This window comes from Pelosinus propionicus DSM 13327, from assembly GCF_900114615.1.
In the GTDB taxonomy this organism is placed as follows: Bacteria; Bacillota; Negativicutes; order DSM-13327; family DSM-13327; genus Pelosinus; species Pelosinus propionicus.
The window spans coordinates 1-19741 of sequence record NZ_FOTS01000073.1 but is presented as its reverse complement, the minus strand read 5'-3'; the positions used below and the strand labels follow the sequence as shown (position 1 = coordinate 19741).

Here is a 19741-nt window from a genome sequence, read left to right as displayed (position 1 = left end):
AAAAAAGGTATGAATGAACATAAGGCTCTGGTATAAATGATTGAAAAATCTGAAGCAACTGGAAGTGTTATTGTTATAGCTGATAGAGGATACGAATCTTTTAATAATATTGCTCATTTTCAAGAAAAGAATTGGAATTATATTATACGTTCAAAAGAATCCTACGGTATTAAATATGAAACTCCTGATAGTGATGAATTCGATAAAGAAACCACCATCACCCTTACTCGGAGAAAAACGAAAGATACAACAGCATTGATTAAAGAAAATCCTGATAGATATCGTTGGATTCAACCTCATACAACGTTTGATTACTTACTGCCTAGAGAAAACAAGATGTATGATTTGAAATTTAGAATTGTTCGATTTAAAATTTCAGATGCCACTTATGAAACGTTATTCACAAATTTACCTGCGAATGAATTTCCTGCTGAAGTCTTGAAAGAATTATATAAAATGCGATGGGGTATCGAAACTTCATTCAAAGAATTAAAATATGATGTTGGATTAGCTAGCATTCATAGTAAAAAGAAAGATTTTGTACTTCAAGAAATTTTTTCAAAGTTAATTATGTACAATTTTGCAGCTTTAATATCTTATCAAGTAGAGCATCCAAAAGATAAAAGAATCAATTTCGCTAAAGCGATACATTTTTGTTATCAGTATTTCAAGAACAAAATTTCAGAAAGAAATCTTTTGAAATTTGTGCAAAAATTTATGTCTCCAATACGTCCTGGCAGAGTATTTGAAAGATATCAAAATATTAAAAGGGCTGTCGGGTTTGCATATAGAATTTCTTAACAACAACTCTTCATATCTGCATGTTGTACAGAGGGCTTATAACGTCATCTGCTTTTGGTATGTTTAAATCATAAAATGGTGAACACTTATCATAGCGTTCACCATTTTTTGATACATTAACCTGCTCCTAATTACTTAACTTAATGACATTGATTACAAGGGGAGCATACCAATTGGTAGGGCTTCTTTTATTTCTCTTATATGTTAGGAAGGAACATTCATTTTCCTATATTAATATTAAATTATGTGAATGATATCCATGTAGGCATCCCAGTGATTTACGGAGATATCATCAAGACTATCACGAGTAGTATCCGTGGCTTGCTCAGCTGCTTCTAATGTGGTGTACATTAAATCCAGTTGTTCAATCGCTTCTGTATGAAGCATACGCATATGCTCTAAGTCCATTGACATGGGTTTTCTACTCTGGGTTCTTTTCAACAGGGTAACCTCCTTAAAACAGCGACTTTTGCCACATAGTATGCGATAAGTGAATGGAAGGTGAAGGATTAGCTAGATTTTTTTATTAACGATGTGATTTAGGACCGATAAAACGGATCATTTTGATGGGTACCATCATAGAAAGTGGTCTTTTACGCATACAAACATTTACGATAATAAAATCGCAGCCTACATAGCAGAGCGAGCCACAAAAAGAATCTTGGTGACAAAGGCGCGCGTCAACTGAGAATATTACATCATCACCTAACATGCATAATAGGCGATCTTTAAATGAATTATCAGGATATGAGTATGGCTTAGGTGAGGTACAACATTCTTGGGGCATCATCTTTTTGTCCATGTAGTCACAGCATGGGTCCATTTCTTCATGATACCAATGTGGATATTTGCCATCCATAACTTTGATAGCCTCCTTTATTGATATTTTCTTGGAGTATATGATACATCATATGAAGAACAGAGACATAATGATACTGCCAGTAAACTTTTTTTTCGAGAAATTATAGGACTTTTGCAAAATATACGAATTATTTTTTTATTGCTGGAATTATTTTGGTTATTGTGGGATATATCTCTAGTTAAATTTATGATCTTTGCATAAAATAAATATTATTGTAAAATATGCAGGAAAAAAAGCGTTCGTTTCGAATTTATAAGTGTTAAGTGCTTACAATGAGGTGATTTTTTTGGAAATAATGAAGAATAGTAATATTATCATGTATGGTTTTATTGTATGGTTATTTATTGCTCCGAGGAATAACAGTTCTAGATATGGTGAGTTTTTTTTGGCCTACATGACGGCTTTATTATTTAGTCTGGTTGGCAGCTCCGAACTTCTTATGATTAAGCCAGCAGCTTTTTTCTTTACGATAGGCGGTGTTTTGGCTTTCGTTTATGTTGTGATGCGTAAAACGATTCACATAGCAATTAAAAAATAAATATAAAATGGAGGTCATACTATGGCTAAAGATTGTTCTTTCGATGTGGTTTCGGAGGTTGATATGCAAGAAGTTGATAATGCAGTGAATCAGGCTACTAAAGAAATCAGCCAACGATTTGATTTTCGTGGTAGCAAGGCTTCTGTAACTTTAGAAGGTATTGAAATCAAAGTAGCTGCTGATGATGATTACAAGCTGAAAAATGTAGTAGAGATTTTACAAGCTAAAGTAATTAAACGAGGAATCTCATTAAAAAACTTAGATTATGGAAAAGTGGAAGCTGCTTTTAGTGGCACAGCTCGTCAGATTATTAAGATTAAAAAGGGTATTGATAAAGAAAATGCAAAAGATGTGATTTCTTCCCTTAAAAATAGTAAAATAAAAGTACAAGCGCAGCTGATGGATGATCAAGTTCGCGTATCAGGCAAAAATAAAGATGATTTGCAAAATGCAATAGCCCATTTAAAACAAGGTGATTTTAAAATTGCTCTTCAGTTTGTTAATTTTCGCTCATAAAAAAACCTTCCGCTTTTGCGGAAGATTTTTTTTAAGCGAATTATTTTCAAAGAGAGTTTTAGATTTTATCATTTGTTAATCCTAAAAGATCTAGTGCTTTAAAGCTTAAGCTAAGAAAGATAGAGACAATAGTGGCTAAGGCCATACCTTTCATAGTTACAGTGCCAATTGTAATACTGGCTCCACTAATACCAAGAATTAATACCACAGAAGTTAGAATTAGATTGCGGGAACGACTATAATCTACTTTTGATTCGACAAGTATACGTATTCCGGAAGCTGCAATGACACCGAACAATAATAGGGAAACTCCGCCCATTACAGGTACTGGAATACTTTGAATAGCAGCAGCAAGTTTGCCAATGAAAGAAAGAATAATCGCGAGGACGGCAGCACCACCAATGACTTGTACGCTATACACTTTAGTAATTGCCATTACACCGATATTTTCACCATAGGTGGTATTAGGAGTGGAGCCAAAGAATCCAGAAACGATAGTGGATAAACCATTGCCGAATAGTGAACGATGCAATCCTGGATTCTGTGTTAAATCGCGACCTACAATATTTCCAGTGACTACGAGATGCCCAATATGCTCAGCGATTACAACTAATGCTGCAGGTAAAATAATCGCAATTGCATTAAAGTTGAATTCTGGAGAGTAGATTGTGGGAGCAGCAAACCAAGGAGCGTCAGCTATAATGTTTAAATCAACTAATCCGAGGAAGAAGGCTACTATATAGCCAGCAAGCACACCAATCAGAATTGGAATAATAGCTAAGAAACCGCGAAACATAATGGAACCTATGATTGTAATCGCTAATGTAAACAGTGAGACTGTAATGACATGAGGATCTAGCGTTTTTGCTGTAAGGCCTGCCATATCAGCGGCAACAGGTGCCAACTCTAGCCCAATTACAGCAACAATCGCGCCCATAGCAGCGGGTGGGAAGACTGTGTCAATCCATTTCGTGCCAATAATACCAATAAGAAATGATACAAGAGAAAATACGACGCCGGCAGCAATAAAACCACCGAGAGCAGCGTTATAGCCATATTGGGGCAGGACAATAAAGACGGGCGAAATAAAAGCAAAACTAGAACCTAAGTAGGCAGGTATTCTACCTTTGCAGATAAAAAGATATAAAAGCGTACCAATACCATTAAACAGAAGAATAGTCGCAGGATTTACTTTAAATAAAATAGGAACTAGTACGGTAGCACCAAACATTGCAAATAAATGTTGCAGGCTTAATGGAAATAATTGGAGCAGGGGTAATTTTTCTTCAACTTGAATGATACGTGTATTCATATAATCCTCCTTAATAGTACCTTAGCACACAATAAAAAGACTCTTACCAGAGTAAGAGTCTTAAGGTCAATACAGGACAGGCCTAATCAAAGCCATATCATTGTGTACCTTATTAGCCTCTCTGGACTAACTTAAAGGTTATTTTATTAAAATGTACCATAAAATATACTGTTTGTCTATTATTTTATAAAAATAACTGGGCAGATATAGAACTTTGGTTTACAATAGAGAATAGGAAAAAATATCTATTAAAGTGAATGCAGTATGGGATTTATCTGAGAGGTGTAAATAGAATGGCTAGAAAAAAAGATGATCAGGGTGTGCGAACACAGACTGGTGCAAGACAAGATAAAGGTAAGGTTTATGTTGATGAATTATATTTTCGTCATGTAGATCAGATGGAGCGTTGGCGCCAAGAATACGAGCATTCTCAATCAGTAGAAAATGCGTTAAGTGGAATTAGTAAATTAGATTATGAAGAAGTTGATTATGCTTCATTAAAAGTTAGAAATCCATGGGTAGAACGTACGGTGCCTGATTGCTCCGGTGTAGTAGAGAAAGTGAGAGTTGAAGAAGAACGTAAATATGTTATGCCTATCATCATGCATACAGGTTTATTATTAATTTTTTTAATTGTCTTGTTAGCCAGTAGTAATGTGATTGCATTATGGATGTCAGGAATAGGTGTAGTTACGCTGCTAGTATTATTAGTTATGCTGCTTCAAAGGCGTCATCAGGAGATTGAGCGTATTGTAATAGAAAAACAAAAAGAAATTGATGACTGGATTGAAAATGAAGAACGATTAATTAAAGAAGAGAAAGAGAAGCATGAGCATGAGGAAGATGAACGTATTAAAGCGATTGAACGTTTATTAGCAGGAGATATTGCTGCTATTTTTGCAAAAATTGATCAGGTATTAGCAGCAGCTCCCTTTCCATTTCATGTAAGTGTAGATATTGCTGTGTATATGAATATTCCTTCGGTGAAGATCTGGTTTCCTCCAAAATCCATTATTCCTACTCAAATTTGCTCTTTACAATCATCTGGGAGACCTAGTTTTCAGGAAAAGGAAATGCGTACAATTAATAAACAGTACTTTGAATTATGTGCAGCTATTTCCATGAGAGTGATGTCTCTTATCTATACGCACGTGCCATCTTTTGGTATGGGATATATTTATGGTATGTCAAAAGAAGGTAGAAATACAGAATGTTTGTTTACTGGTAAATTGGATCGTTCGATTCTAGAAGCTGCTTGTAATGCAGCTAATGGCTTAGCTGCCCTGCAGATTCTTAAGGCGACCTTTGATTGTGATACTTCTCTTTCTTTAGTTCCCTTTGAGTTTGATGATCCGGTAGAGTGGGATAATGTGGAAATAAAATTAGTGCGTAATGTTCATGTGGATTGTTTTAAGAATGTCTCATGAACAAATTATCGTAAAAAAATATAAAATAAAAGGGATTTTTGATTTCTTAGCAAATATATGTAATAGTAGTAAGACATACTAAAAATAAAAGGAGGGTTTTTAATTTATGAAAATTTCTGATGTAATTCAAAGTGCAGATTGGAAAACTGAAAAACACGCTCCAGTTATTGAGGCTCCAGAGAAAGTGAAAACAGGTGAAAATTTTACTGTAGAGCTTTCAGTGGGGAAAGAAATTGCTCATCCGAATACAACTGAACATCATATACGTTGGATTAAGTTATATTTTAAACCTGATAATAGTAAATTTGTCTTTGAAGTTGCAGCTTCTGAATTTAATGTGCATGGTGAGTCTACTGATGGGGCAAATAAAGGACCAGTATATGCTGAGCCTATAATGAAAGCCGTTATGAAGCTTAATGGTTCAGGTACATTGCTAGCAACTTCATACTGTAATATTCATGGTTTGTGGGAAAGTTCTCAAACCATCACTGTAGAATAATACAAGAAATTACTGTTCCAGTTAGCTGGAACAGTTTTTTTTATGAAAATATACATATTTATTTAGATGCTTCTAAACGTTTATTCGGGATCAACATGGTATTCACAGGTTTGGTAAGAGGATTGGCTATCGTGTTCATTAGAATTATTGGTAGGATTAGAGGGATCTAATTGCTGGGATGATGGGGTATGAAAATTACTGAAGGGAGACATTTCATGTAAGTCATCGGTAGGTACTAAGGGATGTGTTGTATGATAATCGGCAGTACGGCAGAAATTAAATTTTTCTGGGGTACATAATAAAGCCTGACTTGGTTCCGAACAGTGGGAATTCAAATTAATACAGGATTTACTCAATTTAATTACACGAATCTTTAGAACGATTAATTTATTAATGCATCTGTTATTAATAAGCTGAAAATCTTGATGTTTAATGAAGGCCTTTAATTGGCAATCCATACCAGTTTTTGCACAGCAGTGATTAATAAGAGCAATAAATGGAGTTTCAAACGAGATAAAATGAACTGTTTGTGTGGAGTTAAAATTAGATGATACAAATTCTATATAAATATTTACATGTCCAGAAAAACTGATTTGTTTATCTAAGATGATGGTCTTTTTTATTATCGGAGTAGAAGTAACGCGAAGTAAAAAGTCAATATCTGGCGCATGGTTTGGAAGAGATAATGCGCCATTTACTGCAATTTGTGTACTTTTTTTGCATGTCATATGTAGATTCCTCCTTGATTGTAGATTTGTATGTATTAATTGTTTATGTCGATTTTGACGACTCTTCAGATGCTTAAATCGACCTAAATGATTTATAATATCATATCAAAGTAGGTGCCATTTGGTTACAAAAAAAAGAGGTAGTTTCCAACCCCTTTTTTAGTTTATAAATTTAAAAGAATCATAGTCTTAAATCATTCTTAATCATCGTGGTAGTTTTGATAGGTATGATAAGCTTCAGTAGGATGGTTTTGGGATAAAGGACAAGATGGATGATGGTTTTGTTTTTCATAAAGAGTAGGCTTTTGATTAGCATAGTTGGCATCGATCTGATTGCATCCACATTGCTTAGAATAAATAGGAATGTTTGAACAATCTTGAGATGGTTTATGGCAATTGCAAGGTTTATTGTATTCGTGCTGGCAGTTAGATATATCTGATTTAAAGACAGGACATGCAAAAATAACACTTGATACTAATAAAAATTGATTCTTCAAACATTGTACAGAAACATCTTCTACTATGGTACATATTCTGGTGATTGTAGCATCGAAATCCTTTAACTTGATAAAAAGACAAAAAGGTATATCGAAACAAGCAGAGTGTGTACAAAATTTATCAACAACAGAGATCACTTTTATATGCTTAAAACCATGAACTATTACTTTTTTGCCAATCGGAGTATTGATAATTTTAAATGAAGAAATCGTAACCGTTACAATTACTTTGAGTATTTTTTGAATATCATGTTGGCAAGCTAAAAAGAGTTTATCTATTTGACAAATTTGAGAACAAGGGTAATGTGGAGGACAAATTGGGAATTCAGATTGAGGGGTTATACCTAAAATTTCAATATTGCCCGGATTCATGTGAACTCCTCCTTTACTAAAAATGTAAATATAGAGTATTTTTAGTATTATTTTATGTTGCTTTACTAAGGGATGTTCTTCATTAAAATGAAAAGTTGCATTTAATATAAGTTTTGTTGATATATGATAAAGTTTGAATTTCAGCCAAAAATTTCAATGTATGTATTTGATTCATTATAGGCAATATATAAACAGGCACTACAAATAAATGTATTGGAGGGTGTTGCGTAATGTCTAGGAGTAAAAAACCTGTGAACCCTGCCGCACAAAAGGCTCTTGATCAGTTAAAGGAAGAAACAGCAGCTGAGATTGGTTTAAAGGACTATAAGAACACTTATAAAGGTGCATTATCTTCTGCTGATAATGGCCGCGTAGGTGGTCAAATGGTCCGCAAGATGATTCAGGCCCAAGAACAGCAATTTAGTGGTAAATAAGAGCCAGTTATATGGCTGAAAAGATAAGCAGGTTTTTACCTGCTTATCTTTTCATATTTTTACTGCATAGATAGAAGGATTTTTTAGGATTAAATGTAAATGTTATTATGATACCTAAACAACGAATTGAATACAAGGAGTGGGGATATTGAGTACCGTATTGATAAAAAATCTGGGAAAACATTTAAATGAAAAAGTTACAATTCAAGGATGGTTATATAATCAACGTGGTTCAGGAAAAGTGAAATTCTTGATTTTACGGGATGGTAGCGGTCTTTTGCAATGTGTAATTGTAAAACAGGATATAGGAGAAGAACTTTTTGATAGAACAAAAACACTAACACAGGAAACCTCTATAAAAGTAACAGGACTTGTAAAGGAAGAGCCTCGGGCAGCAGGTGGCTATGAAATGCAAGTTACAGGTTTTGAGGTGGTCAGTATTGCAGAAGAATATCCGATTACTCATAAAGAACATGGGGTGGATTTTTTATTAGAGCGGCGTCATTTATGGATTCGTACTCCTAGACAAATGGCAATTCTTCGAGTTCGCTCCGAAATTGAGCATGCATTTAGAGATTTTTTTTACCAGCGTGATTTTGTTTTGGCCGATGCTCCGATTATTACGCCATCAGCATGTGAAGGAACGTCTACCTTATTTGGTCTAGATTATCATGGCGAAAAGGCGTATTTATCACAAAGTGGTCAATTATATAGTGAAGCAAATGCGATGGCATTAGGAAGAATCTATTGCTTTGGACCTACCTTTCGTGCAGAAAAATCAAAAACTCGCCGCCATTTGATGGAGTTTTGGATGGTAGAAGCTGAAATGGCTTATTTTGATATGGATGACAATATAAAACTACAGGAAGAAATGGTCTACTATGTAATTTCACGTGTTTTAGAACGATGTACGAGAGAACTGGCCATTTTGGATCGAGATGTAGAAAAATTAAAAAATATACAATTACCATTTCCACGCATATCATATACTGAGGCTGTGGAAATACTGAGAGAAGCAGGAGAGGATTTTACTTGGGGAGAAGACTTTGGCGCACCTCATGAAACGATTATCTCAAATCACTTTGGTTCTCCTGTTTTTGTACATCGTTATCCAACCTCAATTAAGGCATTTTATATGAAACCTGATCCTGAAGATTCCAGCGTGGTTTTAGGAGCAGATCTTCTGGCTCCTGAAGGATATGGCGAAATTATTGGTGGTGGACAGCGGATTGATGATCTTGAACTCCTAAAGCAACGAATTGAAGAGCATCATTTACCAGTAGAAGCTTTTGAGTGGTACTTGGACTTACGAAAATATGGATCTGTTCCACATTCTGGGTTTGGTTTAGGTCTTGAGCGTACTGTTGCTTGGTTATGTGGTCTAGAGCATATTCGTGAAACCATTCCATTTCCTCGTATGCTGCATAAAATGTATCCATGAGCAGGAGATTCGTTATGATATAGGAAGTTCTAAATAAGAAAAAATATAAAGAACTTTGTATACATAATTTTTTAAGCAGGAACTTTTAGCTACTACGGAAAAGTAAACTTATTAGGCATAAAAAGAATGTAATTCATTTATTAGCCAAGTTGTTATATACAACTTGGCTAATAAAACAATCTCAAGGGGGGAACAATAATGTCTTATAGCGTTGCTGCAGCTCATGCAAAAGGAAAGTGTGCTACAGACAAAATTTTTGGAGCCAATGCTGCTGCTAATAAAGCAGCTATTCAGCATGGCAGAGATAAGGTTGTCAATGCAACCATTGGTGCATTTATGGATGAGGAAGAAAGGTTGGCCTGCATACCAACAGTTGAGAAAGTTTTTAAAGATCTTTCCATTAATCATATAATACCCTATGCTCCGATTGCTGGCTTGCCAAATTATCTTGCAGCCATGATCGAGTTAACTTTTGCCGATCATAAACCAGAGGCTTATATTGATGCCGTAGCTACCGCTGGGGGAACTGGGGCTATTCATCATACGATTTGGAATTATTCAGAAATCGGCGACACAATTTTAACCTCTGATTGGTATTGGGGACCTTATAAAATATTGTGTCAAGATGCCATGCGCAGATTAGATACTTATACTTTATTTGATGATCAGCAAAATTTTAATATTGAGGCATTTAGTGTTAAGGTAAGAGAGTTAATTGCAAAGCAAAATAACTTGGTCATTATTATTAATACACCTGCGCATAATCCAACTGGATTTAGTTTAAGTGACAGTGATTGGGATCAAGTGTTAGATCTTTTTAAAGACTGTGTTAAAGATACTACAAAAAATATCATTCCTTTAATTGATATTGCTTATATTGATTATGCAGGCGAAAAGAATGCTTGTCGTTCTTTTTTGAAGAAATTTGGTAATTTACCTGCAAATATATTGCCTATTCTAGCTTGTAGTATGTCAAAAGGTTTTACGATGTATGGCCAACGGACAGGTGTCATGATCGGCATTTCTTCTAATAAAGAAGTCATTACAGAGTTTCAAAGTATCAATCAATTTTCAAGTAGAGCAACATGGTCAAATATTAACTATAGTGCAATGAAGACTTTGTCTGATATATATCAAGATAAAAACTTACTTGCTCAGGCAGAACAAGAGCGTGGCGAATATTATGCTCTAATTCGTAAACGGGCTGATATTTTTATGCGTGAAGCGCAAGAAGTTAATTTACACATTCTCCCTTATATTGCGGGTTTCTTTATTACTGTTCCTGTTGAAAATCCTGAGGCGGTATGTAAAAAACTGCATGATGAACATATTTTCGCCGTACCACTAGCGAGAGGAATTCGCATCGCAGTATGTGCGGTGACTTTAGAGAAGATGACTGGGATGGCTAGTAAATTTGCAAAAGCGATTCAAACGGTATCGGTTTAGTAAAAGCACCAATTACACTATTATCCATTTGTAGATTGTAGTATAGAAGGAAATACTACAATAAAGGAGGAGATGAATTTGGGGCGACGGCATAAAAATTGTATTGATGATACAGTCTTAGAATTTCCTCGAGCTTTGTTTTGGATAATACATGTGATTGGTCCAATGTTTATTTTTATTTTAGGTATGAGATTTGCAATTCAACGTGCTCCTGTTCCTATGGTAGCTTATCGTTTATTGCGTAGACTGATGGATAGGTAAATCCTGCAAGATGGGTGAACACATTCGTAGTTCACCCTCTTTACCTGTGTATTTAACTTTATTTTTAAATGCTAAAAAAAGAAATATTGCAAAATTTGCATTATTTTTAAAAATCAAACTTAAAGTTTACTATAACGTAGGTCATTGTTTTATTCCCATATTGATGATATAGTATTTTTGGGCTATTTTTATTGGGGTTATTTTGTATACTAAATTTTTCTAATTTTGAAAAATGGGGGTTCAAAAGATGTTTGGGTTAAAACCAAAAGAGGATGAATTTTTTAAGTTATTTGTGGAAAGTAGTATGGTGTTGCGGGAAGGGGCTTATGTACTGCAAAGTGTAATGAATGAGTATACACAGCTTGAGCAGAAGATGGCGCAAATTTCTGATATTGAGCACAAAGCTGATGATATTAATGATGCAATCATTGATAAGTTAAATCAGACGTTCATTACACCTCTTGATCGCGAGGATATTTATTCTTTGGCAACGATGTTGGATGATGTTGTCGATTTTCTACAAGGTACAATGCAGCGTATGGTGCTTTATAAAGCTGGAAAACCTGCACCAGGAGCTGTTCAATTAGTCAATGTGCTAGTGGACTGTACGGAGGAAATGGTAGCGGTATTTACTTTGTTTAAAAACATTAAAGGCAATCAAGAAAAAATCCTTAGTCACACTCATAAGATTGCTGACTTAGAAACTCAAGGTGATAATCTTTATCGAAGAGAAGTAGCTCTTTTATTTGAAACCTGTTCCGATCCAATCGAAGTTATAAAATGGAAAGAAATATTGGAACATATGGAGGACGCCCTTGACCACTGTGAAGATATTGCAGACTTATTGCGGGGCGTGGTTATGAAATATGCCTGATACATTGATCATTTTTGTTGTTTTATTAGCATTAGCCTTTGATTATATTAATGGATTTCATGATACTGCTAATGCGATAGCCACATCGGTGTCTACACGAGCATTAACACCAAGGGTTGCAGTTTGGATGGCGGCTGCGCTTAACTTTCTTGGTGCTATGTATAGTACTGGAGTTGCTAAAACGATTGGTGGCGATTTAGTAAAATCAGCACAGATGGTGAATCAGCATATTATTATTGCGGCGATCATCGGTGCAATTTTCTGGAATTTGCTAACTTGGTGGAAAGGGATTCCTAGTAGTTCCTCTCATGCTTTAGTAGGCGGAGTCGTTGGCGCTGTTTTAGTTTCTACAGGTTATGATGCACTTAAAATAGAGGGGATTCTAAAAATTGTTGCTGCCTTAATATGTTCTCCAGTCATTGCTATGGTTACAGGATTTGTCGTTATGACAGTATTATTGTGGATATTTGGCAGAAAAGCTCCATCACGCATTAATCCTAAATTTAAAAAGGCACAAATTTTGACAGCCGCCATGATGGCTTTTTCTCATGGATCGAATGATGCACAAAAAGCTATGGGGATTATTACTTTGACCTTAGTAAGTACAGGCTATTTAACCAGCTTAGATGTTCCAATTTGGGTTAAGTTATCAGCCGCTACAGCTATGGGGTTAGGTACGGCAGCAGGCGGTTGGAGAATTATTCGTACTATGGGTAGTAAGATTTTTAAATTGGAGCCGATTAGCGGTTTTGCCTCAGACTTGAATTCTTCATTGATTATTTTTGGCGCAACATTATTACACTTGCCGGTAAGTACAACCCATGTGGTTTCAGGATCTATCATGGGAGTAGGAACTTCAAAACGCATTAGTGCAGTTCATTGGGGTGTAGCGCAGCAAATGCTTATGGCGTGGGTCTTAACAATTCCTTGCACAGCTTTGGTAAGCGCCTTTGCTTATAAACTAATGTCATTCTTTTTTTAATTGGTATAATAAATACATATATTAATTGCTGGCAAATAAGTATTCAACACTTATTTGCCTTCTTTATCTTAGGTGGCAGAAATAGTTAGTCATAGAATAAATAAAATTATCAATTCTTTATGGATTAAGAAGAGTTGTGATAAAATATAATTATATGTAAGAATGATCTAATAGTCGATTTTTACGTTAAAGTGAGTTAAGTTTGTCTACATAATAATGTGTAAATGGGAGGCAGATTGATGAAAAAAAAGCAAATTACCCTTTCTTTTGCAAATGGTGAAATTGGCCTGTATGATTCAGGAATAGCTTTGTTAGAACTCAGTCAGGTTGTACAGGAGCAATATGCTACTCCAATCGTAGCCGCCAGAGTTAACAATGAAATTAGAGATTTGCAGTATAAATTAGACTCTGATTGCAGTGTTGAATTTTTAGACTTACATACGGATTCGGGTATTAAAGTTTATCAGCGTAGCTTGACTTTTGTAATGATTACAGCTGTGTCTGAGTTATTTCCACTAGGGGAAGTAACCGTTGAACATTCTTTAAGCAAGGGCTTATATTGTGAACTGCATATTGGTGAAGCGGTTACGATGAATCATCTTGAATCAATAACAAGCCGCATGCGAGAGATTATTAATGAGGATAGGCCCATCACTATGAAGAGTATCCCTATTGCGGAAGCAGTAGCCTTATTTGAAGCCACAGGTCAATCTGAAAAAGTTAAGCATTTGCAGCAATTGAATCGTAAAAATGTTCGGGTTTACTATTGTGGTAATACATACGATTATTTTTATGGCACTATGACACCTAGTACAAGGTATTTGAAAATTTTCGAATTAAGGAAGCATGCGGCTGGTTTTATCTTACGTTTTCCTGAGAAAGAATCGCCTGATCAATTGCCCGTCTTTGTGCCTCAAAAAAAGCTATCAGAAATATTCCTAGAGGCGGAGCGCTGGGGATCTATCTTAGAATGTGGTTATGTTGCTACATTAAATGAATATGCGGAAAATGGAAAAATTAAAGATATCATGAGAGTTGCAGAAGCACTGCACGAAAAAAAAATAGCACATATCGCTGATTTTGTAGCTGAGCATAAAGAAGTGAGATTAATCTTAATAGCAGGTCCGTCTTCATCAGGGAAAACGACCTTTGCCCAACGCCTAATTGTTCAGCTTAGGGTAAATGCTATGCGACCTGTAGCACTATCCCTAGATAATTACTTTGTTGATCGTGATAGAACCCCTAAGGATGAAAAGGGAGCCTATGATTTTGAAGCGATAGAAGCCATTGATTTAGAGCTTTTTAACGAGCACTTGTGCAGAATATTAGATGGTGAGGCTGTCAGTGTACCTTCTTTTAATTTTATAAATGGTCAGCGAGAGTACCTGGGAAATATCGTTCAAATTACGAAGGATCAGCCTCTCATTATTGAAGGGATTCACGGGCTCAACGAAAGGCTCACTTCGGCTGTTGCGAGAGAGCATAAAATAAAAATCTATATTAGCGCATTAACACAATTATCTATTGATAATCATAATCGTATTCCCACCACTGATGGACGCCTCATTAGAAGAATTGTTAGAGATAATCAATTTCGATCTCATGATGCCTTAACGACTTTAAATATGTGGCACTCTGTTAGAAGAGGTGAGGAGCGAAATATTTTTCCTTTCCAAGAAGATGCAGATATTATGTTTAATTCAGCATTAATTTATGAACTAGGGGTTCTAAAGAAATACGCAGAACCATTATTGAAAGAAATTACAGCAGATCAAGTCGCATATTCCGAAGCTACAAGATTGTTAAAATTCCTTACGTATTTTCAAAGCATTGATGATTGTGGAATTCCTATGAATTCGATTTTGCGAGAGTTTATTGGAGAATCGTGCTTCCATGAATAAAAATACATAAAAGATCCCCCTAACTTTTAAGTTAGGGGGATCTTTTATGTTATTTCTTAACGATTCTTTTCAAAGAATTTTAAAGCGACTTCAGGGAATAATGCATAGGATAAAACATCTTCAATTGATGCATTTGGATAACCCTTTTCAGCAAGCTGCTTAGTAAGAAGATCCATTTGTGGTGCAATATCATCGGCAGGACGGTAGTCAATAATAGGCTCGCTGCCAATAATTTTTTCACGAACAGACTCATCAACCGGCATAGGAGTTTTACCATATTTACCACGAGCCAAGTCTTTGATTTCACGTGGTACCATCTTATAGCGCTCGCCGAGCATTACGTTGAAGGTAGCCATGGAACCGATAATTTGGCTGGTAGGTGTAACCAATGGAGGATAGCCAAGCTCTGCACGAACACGAGGCATTTCTTCCAAAAGATCTTGATACTTATCTTCAATGCCTTGTTCTTTAAGTTGGTTGAACAAGTTAGAAAGCATACCGCCAGGAATTTGGAAGTCAAGAACATTTGTATCAACATCAAAGCTAGTTTTGAGGTTGAAGTCAGCTGCCAAGCTTTTCTTAACATTTGCAAAATGAAGAACTGATTCTTTAAGTGCGTGACGATTTAGACCAGTATCATACTCAGTGCCTTCTAAAGCAGCAATCATAGTTTCAGTACAAGGTTGAGAAGTTCCAAGAGCAAATGGTGATAATGCACAGTCAATAACATCTACGCCAGCTTCAATGGCCTTTAAATAAGTCATTGAACCCATGCCGCTTGTATAGTGAGTGTGAAGTTGAATAGGTACACCTACCTTAGGATCTTCTTTTAACGCTTTTACTAGGTCATGAGCAATATAAGGTCTGAGCAGACCAGACATATCTTTAATGCAGATAGAGTCTGCACCACGTTCTACCAATTGGTGTGCTAATTTAATGTAGCTTTCTACAGTATGATAAGGGCTAATAGTATATACACATACACCTTGTACATGAGCACCAGATTCTTTAGCAGCTTTCATAGCTACTTCAAGATTACGCACATCATTAAGTGCATCAAATACACGAATTACACCAATACCGTTTTCAACCATTTTCTTAACGAAAGCAGTTACAACATCATCAGCATAATGATTATAACCAAGAATATTTTGACCTCTTAGCAACATAGAAATAGGAGTCTTTTTCAAATGGGATTTCAGGGTACGTAAACGCTCCCAAGGATCTTCACCTAAGAAACGTAAGCAACTATCAAAAGTAGCACCGCCCCAAGCTTCTAGTGCAAAATAGCCCATATTATCGAGCTGTTCTAAAACGGGTATCATATCCGTGAGGCGCATGCGAGTAGCAGCAAGTGATTGATGACCATCGCGTAATACTGTTTCCATGATTTTTACAGGTTTTCTAGACATATTATCCCCCTTTTTTTTGAATGTAGTAATTGTGGTAACTTTCCAAATATAAAGCTATTGCAAGGGACATTGAATTGGAAATTTACGACAGAACTACTTAGTTAAATATGTAACAAGATTGATCAATTATAATTCTACATTATTTCACATGCTTTTGCTAGTCATTTAGTTTAAAATTTTTTTAAAATTTTTTAATTTTTTTTAGTATATTGTATTCAAAAAAGAATATTCAGTAAACGTATGTATAATAATATGGAAATTAAGAAGAATATATAATTTCACATTATATCAATCTACGCGACAATAATTCTGCCATAGGACTTTTTCCTGAGAGGCTAGGTACACCGCTTTCGTGCCCTAAACGAGCGAGAATTGAATAGACTTGTGGATTTTCTACAGGTGTATTAGCTAGAGCATTCGCACCATATTTTTTAACGTGCTCTCTTCCTTCTTCTGGAGGAAGCAAGCGGCCCGGCCCGCCAACACAACCGCCTTTACAGGCCATGCCTTCAATGAAATTTGCAGTAAATTGTCCATTGCGAATTTGTTCCAATAGTTTTTGGCAGTCTGGAATACCGTCTACTTTAAGGGACACAAGTTTTTGAACTTTATGAGGAATCATTTTCTCTAAAGTTGTAGCTACTGCAGCACTTACACCTCCTGTGTAGGCATAGACTCGTCCTCCCCATGAAGCTACAGCTTTTTCATTATCCTCCTGATCCGCAGGATGAATGCTAGTGGCTTCAAAAATAGTAGCCAGTTCCTGAAAAGTTAGCACGTAGTCAATGGCTCCTACTAAGTCAGGTAACATAGCCTCTGATTTTTTTGCGATACATGGACCGATAAAGACCACTTTTGCATCTGGTTCAAACTGTTTAAGGACTCTAGCGGATGCAATCATTGGCGAAACAGAAGGAGAGATATGCTCCATAAGATCAGGAAATTTGTTCTCAATTAATTTAATCCATACTGGACAACAGCAACTGGTAAACATAAAATCTTGATCTGTTTTAACATGCTCATCGAATTCAAAGGCTTCTTTCATAGTAATCAAATCAGCATATAATGCAGTTTCTAAAACATCCGCAAAGCCCATTTTTAAAAGTGCAGAACGCAATTTACCAGGAGTAACTTCTGAACCAAATTGTCCTACAAAGGCAGGGGCTATGGAAGCATATACAGGATGACTTTGTTGTTTTAAAAGATTGATGAGAGGGACAAATTGAGATTTTTCTGCTAAAGCACCAAAAGAGCATGCTTGAATACAGTGACCTTCACCTAGGCATTTATCCTGATTAATAGAAACCTTACCAAATTCATCATGAGTGATAGCTTGTAAAGGACAAGATTTTTCACATTTTCGTTCTTCTTTGGCACAGGCTTGGCAAGCATCTGGATTAGTAATAACAATGGAGTTATTACCCATACCCATAAGCGCTTCTTCATCATAATCATTCAGAACTAGCTCATCATCATGAGGGTCTAAACCCATAGCAATACGAATTTGGTTTGCTACTTGCCGGCGAGTATGTTTATCTTTAAATTCTTCTGATACCATAGTGCAAATTTCTTCTCGACGGTCAAATAAGGTTCCTTCCCAAGCGGCTTTTGCCACATGATAGAGAATACGAGGTTTAAGGCTTAATGTAGTGTGATCCATATATATACCTCCTAATGCTATGTTACAGATATTATTAGCTATTTTTGTATTAATTCCTATTGCAGTTGCACAAAAAATTTGCTATTCTGATCGTTAGTCTGAAAAATATTAGTAAGAAGGAGTAATCGTTGTGGCAGAAGGACAAAGCAATCTTCAGAAAAATTTAGGATTAATGCCAGCAATGGCATTGGTAATTGGTATGGTAATTGGATCAGGGATTTTCATGAAATCCGGTAGTGTAATTTTAGCAGCTGGTGATTCTACAATGGCACTTATGGCTTGGATATTAGGTGGTAGTATCACACTAGCTGCAGGACTGACAGTTTCTGAATTAGGAGTGCAAATACCTAAGACAGGAGGCTTATACACGTACTTAAATGAGGTATATGGTAAGATGTGGGCATATTTATATGGTTGGATGCAAACCGTAATTTATGGCCCTGCAACAATTGGGGCGCTTGGATTATATTTTTCTTCTTTACTATTGCCCTTTTTTGGAATTAGTGAAGAATTTAAGTTGCCGATTGCAGTCGGCAGTGTATTTTTTATGACAGCTGTCAATTGTTTAGGCACAAAATATGGGGGCTTTATTCAAACGGTAGCTACGATTGGCAAATTAATCCCTATTGCACTTATTGTTGTAGTTGGCTTATGGAAGGGAAATGGGCAAATTCTTGGAATGACGAGTGGTGTTACTCCCCCTCTTGGGATGGGAGCAGCAATTTTAGCTACGTTATGGGCATATGATGGTTGGGTTGGTGTAAGTTTCGTAGCGGGAGAAATGAAGAATCCCGCAAAACAATTACCTAAAGCCATTGTTTTTGGCCTTGGAATCGTGATGCTCGCTTATCTTGCTATGAATATGGCGATTATGCATGTATTGCCTGCTGCTGAAATTGCTGCATTAGGAAAAATGGCTGCAAGTACTACAGCCGGTTTATTGTTTGGTGAGATGGGGGGCAAGATTATCAGTATAGGTATTTTGGTGTCTATTTTTGGTGCCCTCAATGGCTATATTCTTACCAATGGACGTGTTCCTTATGCGATGGCATTAAATGAGCAATTACCAATTTCTTCTTTTTTGTCAAAGGTTCCAAAGTCAGTCGGGACGCCAGTAAATGCAATGTTATTAGAAGCGACTCTGGCAACTGCTTTAATGATTTTTTGGGATCCAGACAGCCTAACTGACATTGCCATGTTTGTTATGTGGACTTTTTATGTTTCTGCATTTATCGCTGTATTTATCCTTAGGAAACGATACCCAACTACTAAGCGGTCATATAGTGTGCCTGCTTATCCAGTTATACCTATGATTGCTATCTTAGGTGCGTTCTATATTATTGTGAGTATGTTCATGAACAAACCAATGGATGCAATAGTGGCTATTGGTATTACGTTAGTAGGATTACCGATCTATTGGTTTACTAAATAAAAAATCCCTACAGGATAAATTAAAGGGGCTGTCGCACTAGCCCTAAAAAACAAAAATGGCAACCGGCAGTAGCCGGGAGCCATTTTTTTGTGTAAAATCAAGTTTGTTGGAACATGAAAATACAAGCAAATTATATAACAGACACAAATATATATCAACTAGTCTTGCCGATGGACATCGGCGAGATGATCCCAGAAGATGACTCGGTACGGTTACTCAGCGCAGTGTTAGAAAGGCTGGATTATAGCAAACTGTACACTACGTACTCCCGAATGGGGAGAATCGAGAGATCACCGAAGCGTCTATTTAAAATTCTTGTCTATGGGTACATGAACGGCATCTATTC

20 protein-coding genes and 1 pseudogene are annotated in these 19741 nt (G+C 36.1%); 14 read left to right on the top strand and 7 right to left on the bottom strand.

What is annotated here, in order from left to right; all coding sequences use genetic code 11:
* Positions 1–36: 36 nt before the first annotated feature.
* Positions 37–801 (top strand): transposase, encoded by a 765-nt coding sequence (locus BMZ99_RS23920; RefSeq protein ID WP_217645144.1) that lies wholly within the window; start codon positions 37–39, stop codon positions 799–801.
* A 237-nt stretch (positions 802–1038) separates the two neighbouring features.
* Here the strand turns inward: BMZ99_RS23920 and BMZ99_RS23915 are convergent, their stop codons facing one another.
* Positions 1039–1242, bottom strand: coding sequence for a hypothetical protein (locus BMZ99_RS23915; RefSeq protein WP_090943963.1), 204 nt, complete (start codon positions 1240–1242; stop codon positions 1039–1041).
* An 85-nt stretch (positions 1243–1327) separates the two neighbouring features.
* On the bottom strand, positions 1328–1660 hold the full coding sequence (locus BMZ99_RS23910) for a hypothetical protein (RefSeq protein ID WP_090943960.1): 333 nt from the start codon (positions 1658–1660) through the stop codon (positions 1328–1330).
* Positions 1661–1958: 298 nt separating this feature from the next.
* On the opposite strand from BMZ99_RS23910, the gene BMZ99_RS23905 reads away from it, so the two are divergent.
* The gene (locus BMZ99_RS23905; protein ID WP_245755140.1) at positions 1959–2201 is read left to right on the top strand and encodes a hypothetical protein; all 243 of its coding nucleotides are present in this window, start codon (positions 1959–1961) and stop codon (positions 2199–2201) included.
* Positions 2202–2222: 21 nt separating this feature from the next.
* Positions 2223–2717, top strand: coding sequence for a YajQ family cyclic di-GMP-binding protein (locus BMZ99_RS23900; protein ID WP_090943954.1), 495 nt, complete (start codon positions 2223–2225; stop codon positions 2715–2717).
* Between the two features lie 58 nt (positions 2718–2775).
* Here BMZ99_RS23900 and uraA read toward each other — a convergent pair whose 3' ends face one another.
* Positions 2776–4029, bottom strand: coding sequence for a uracil permease (uraA, locus tag BMZ99_RS23895; RefSeq protein WP_090943950.1), 1254 nt, complete (start codon positions 4027–4029; stop codon positions 2776–2778).
* Between the two features lie 293 nt (positions 4030–4322).
* Here uraA and BMZ99_RS23890 point away from each other — a divergent pair, with 293 nt between their 5' ends.
* Both BMZ99_RS23890 and BMZ99_RS23885 read left to right on the top strand, forming a co-directional pair.
* The gene (locus BMZ99_RS23890; RefSeq protein WP_090943948.1) at positions 4323–5456 is read left to right on the top strand and encodes a hypothetical protein; all 1134 of its coding nucleotides are present in this window, start codon (positions 4323–4325) and stop codon (positions 5454–5456) included.
* Between the two features lie 106 nt (positions 5457–5562).
* Entirely contained in the window at positions 5563–5955 is a 393-nt protein-coding gene (locus BMZ99_RS23885; protein ID WP_090943945.1) for a class II SORL domain-containing protein, read from the top strand.
* Between the two features lie 80 nt (positions 5956–6035).
* On the opposite strand, the gene BMZ99_RS23880 is transcribed toward BMZ99_RS23885, so the two are convergent.
* Positions 6036–6683 carry an SPOCS domain-containing protein gene (locus tag BMZ99_RS23880; RefSeq protein ID WP_090943942.1) on the bottom strand — a complete coding sequence of 216 codons (648 nt, stop codon included), beginning with the start codon at positions 6681–6683 and terminating at the stop codon, positions 6036–6038.
* A 200-nt stretch (positions 6684–6883) separates the two neighbouring features.
* Positions 6884–7552, bottom strand: coding sequence for a DUF3794 domain-containing protein (locus BMZ99_RS23875; protein ID WP_090943939.1), 669 nt, complete (start codon positions 7550–7552; stop codon positions 6884–6886).
* A gap of 230 nt (positions 7553–7782) precedes the next feature.
* Here BMZ99_RS23875 and BMZ99_RS23870 point away from each other — a divergent pair, with 230 nt between their 5' ends.
* The 7 genes from BMZ99_RS23870 to BMZ99_RS23840 all read left to right on the top strand — a co-directional run bounded on the left by BMZ99_RS23870 (position 7783) and on the right by BMZ99_RS23840 (position 14891).
* On the top strand, positions 7783–7986 hold the full coding sequence (locus BMZ99_RS23870; protein WP_007935564.1) for an alpha/beta-type small acid-soluble spore protein: 204 nt from the start codon (positions 7783–7785) through the stop codon (positions 7984–7986).
* A 148-nt stretch (positions 7987–8134) separates the two neighbouring features.
* Positions 8135–9427 (top strand): asparagine--tRNA ligase, encoded by a 1293-nt coding sequence (asnS, locus tag BMZ99_RS23865; protein ID WP_090943936.1) that lies wholly within the window; start codon positions 8135–8137, stop codon positions 9425–9427.
* Between the two features lie 198 nt (positions 9428–9625).
* On the top strand, positions 9626–10873 hold the full coding sequence (locus tag BMZ99_RS23860) for an aminotransferase class I/II-fold pyridoxal phosphate-dependent enzyme (protein WP_090943932.1): 1248 nt from the start codon (positions 9626–9628) through the stop codon (positions 10871–10873).
* 78 nt (positions 10874–10951) lie between these two features.
* A complete protein-coding gene (locus BMZ99_RS23855) occupies positions 10952–11134 on the top strand; it encodes a hypothetical protein (protein ID WP_090943929.1) in 183 nt (60 codons plus the stop codon).
* A 247-nt stretch (positions 11135–11381) separates the two neighbouring features.
* A complete protein-coding gene (locus BMZ99_RS23850) occupies positions 11382–12008 on the top strand; it encodes a DUF47 domain-containing protein (protein WP_090943926.1) in 627 nt (208 codons plus the stop codon).
* Complete coding sequence (locus tag BMZ99_RS23845; RefSeq protein ID WP_090943921.1) at positions 12001–12990, top strand: inorganic phosphate transporter; 990 nt, start codon at positions 12001–12003, stop codon at positions 12988–12990. Before BMZ99_RS23850 ends, BMZ99_RS23845 begins: the two co-directional genes overlap by 8 nt.
* Before the next feature lie 239 nt (positions 12991–13229).
* Positions 13230–14891: a nucleoside kinase gene (locus BMZ99_RS23840; RefSeq protein WP_090943918.1), complete on the top strand. Its 1662-nt coding sequence runs from the start codon at positions 13230–13232 to the stop codon at positions 14889–14891.
* Between the two features lie 56 nt (positions 14892–14947).
* On the opposite strand, the gene BMZ99_RS23835 is transcribed toward BMZ99_RS23840, so the two are convergent.
* Positions 14948–16303 carry a pyruvate carboxylase subunit B gene (locus BMZ99_RS23835; protein ID WP_090943915.1) on the bottom strand — a complete coding sequence of 452 codons (1356 nt, stop codon included), beginning with the start codon at positions 16301–16303 and terminating at the stop codon, positions 14948–14950.
* Positions 16304–16586: 283 nt separating this feature from the next.
* The gene (locus BMZ99_RS23830) at positions 16587–17963 is read right to left on the bottom strand and encodes a [Fe-Fe] hydrogenase large subunit C-terminal domain-containing protein (RefSeq protein WP_090943912.1); all 1377 of its coding nucleotides are present in this window, start codon (positions 17961–17963) and stop codon (positions 16587–16589) included.
* A gap of 130 nt (positions 17964–18093) precedes the next feature.
* On the opposite strand from BMZ99_RS23830, the gene BMZ99_RS23825 reads away from it, so the two are divergent.
* On the top strand, positions 18094–19395 hold the full coding sequence (locus tag BMZ99_RS23825; RefSeq protein ID WP_090943909.1) for an APC family permease: 1302 nt from the start codon (positions 18094–18096) through the stop codon (positions 19393–19395).
* 113 nt (positions 19396–19508) lie between these two features.
* Positions 19509–19741, top strand: a pseudogene (locus BMZ99_RS23820) (IS5/IS1182 family transposase); the annotation flags it as partial.